General features: G+C 59.0%; 2 protein-coding genes. Both read left to right on the forward strand.

Features of this window, described 5'->3' with window-relative positions; translation table 11 throughout:
• Window positions 1-341 precede the first annotated feature (341 nt).
• Window positions 342-740, forward strand: a complete 399-nt coding sequence (locus Xinn_RS20620; RefSeq protein WP_086956856.1) for a TIGR03757 family integrating conjugative element protein — start codon at window positions 342-344, stop codon at window positions 738-740.
• A complete protein-coding gene (locus Xinn_RS20625; protein WP_099137802.1) occupies window positions 737-1,693 on the forward strand; it encodes a TIGR03756 family integrating conjugative element protein in 957 nt (318 codons plus the stop codon). Before Xinn_RS20620 ends, Xinn_RS20625 begins: the two co-directional genes overlap by 4 nt.
• Window positions 1,694-1,804: the final 111 nt, after the last annotated feature.

A 1,804-nucleotide genomic window follows, 5' to 3' on the forward strand; every position in this document is an offset into this window, starting at 1 on the left:
AGAAACTGGCAATGGGTAGAAACAGTGACGCTGAATCCTGAACGAGAACAACAGGCGGCTTAAATGAATTAATGGTGCCAACTATATTGACAATTACCGGTTGTCGATCGACAGGCGACCGTCCTCCAGATAGCGGATCAGTTTGGGTCATTGGTTGCCCTGATAAGTCACCGCCTCACTCAGCTTGCTTTTGGGCAGCACCTGTTCCTGGCGGATCCGGTATTTTTCTGCTGTTTAGCCGATGTTTTTTTTCATTTTGGAAAAAAGAATTGTTTGCTGATTTTTTCGCATTTTTTCCGCACGCTTTCCGTTGAGTGACTCATACAACGGGGAGGGAAGTGATGAGAAAGTACGGGGTAGTATTCTGGCTGGGCTGGATGGTAGCCTCCGTGAGTCAGGCCAAAACTGTCGTGTATACCGACCGTCAGCACCCGCCGGTGAATCTGACACCGGACAGCCGGGTGGTCTGGCTGGATGGGGCTGAGCAGCAACAGCAGACACGGTTTGCTGACTTATCTTCCGACCCGCCGCAGGCGGCCATGCAGGCACAGGCCATCCTGCAATCGCCCCGGTGGCATCAGCAGGCGCAGCAACTGATTACGGCCTGGCGTGATGTTGTCGGTGCCTGGCAGCTGGGGGTACGTCAGTATCCGGCGGTGGTGTTTGATGACCGGGCCGTGGTGTACGGCACGGCCGATGTGGCCAGAGCGATGGCACTCCGGGAGCAGAACCGGTCATGAAGCGGCAACAGTTGACTTTCCCAATGATTATCACGCTGATAACCGCGTTTTCCCCGGCGGCACAGGCGTCCCTGAACACGGCGCAAATCGTGGCCGCCAGCCTGTCACCCGGCTGCATTCAGTGGCGGGTCAGCGGGATGTGTTACTGGCTGCTCTGTGGCTGGCAGGGCTGCACGGTCAAAACCTCGGTCAAAGTGACGCATTTCCTGCCACAGGCGGTGATTTCCACCTACCATGCCCCCGGCGGCAACCCGTGGACGGAAATGGCCACGCTCAGCCCTTTATCCGGTGGGCTGGAGAATACCGTGACCGGGCTGACGGCCGGTGGGGGGAATCACACGGTTCAGCTGGCCGGGGAGCGCAGTACCCACCTGCGTTTTAAATACGCGGATGCCCTCGGGCATCCCGCCACCACCCTGATTGGCGGGCAGATCCCCGGCTATGCCTGCCGCAGTGCCGCCACTCCCCTGATGCCCTATTTTCTCAGCACCCTGGATACCGTCGCGTGGCGCAGCGGGCTGCCGGAATCGTTTTATCCTGAAGCCCTGATCCCCGGTCAGCGGGAGCTGGGCAACCAGATACACAGCAATATGTGGGGCAATCTCTATCCGCGCGCCGGTTTCGTCACGCAGACGGATGACGATAAAGCCGCGGCGGTGGTGGCGCAGCGGGTGGCGGACATTATCACCCGTACCGGGCAACCCCATGTGTACCAGCCGCTGACCGGGCAACGGGCTGACGGCTACTGGCCGCCGGGACCGGTGCAGGAAAATACCGGCCCCCGGAACCACCAGTGGCAGCGGTTATCACCGACATTAAGCCAGACCTGTGCCGTGTTTCCTGACGGGGAACATGCGGCTGCTATTAATGGTAATCAGGCTTATGCCCTGTGGCAGCCCTACAGCTGCTGTCAGCGCCGGGGACAGCGTTTTCTCGGCAGCACGGATATCTGAATAAGGAAATGAGTCATGATGAAGAAAAGCAAGGCCTTCTGGCTGGTGACGGGGTCTATTCTGCTTACGTCGGTGCAGGCCGGTGCTGCCGGGCTGTCCCTCACCTTACCG

It is taken from the genome of Xenorhabdus innexi (assembly GCF_002632485.1).
In the GTDB taxonomy this organism is placed as follows: domain Bacteria; phylum Pseudomonadota; class Gammaproteobacteria; order Enterobacterales; family Enterobacteriaceae; genus Xenorhabdus; species Xenorhabdus innexi.

Bases quoted from the DNA above. Each gene is read 5' to 3' on its own strand.
- Xinn_RS20625 (WP_099137802.1), top strand. From the start codon at position 737: ATGAAGCGGCAACAGTTGACTTTCCCAATGATTATCACGCTGATAACC.
- Xinn_RS20620 (WP_086956856.1), top strand. From the start codon at position 342: ATGAGAAAGTACGGGGTAGTATTCTGGCTGGGCTGGATGGTAGCCTCC.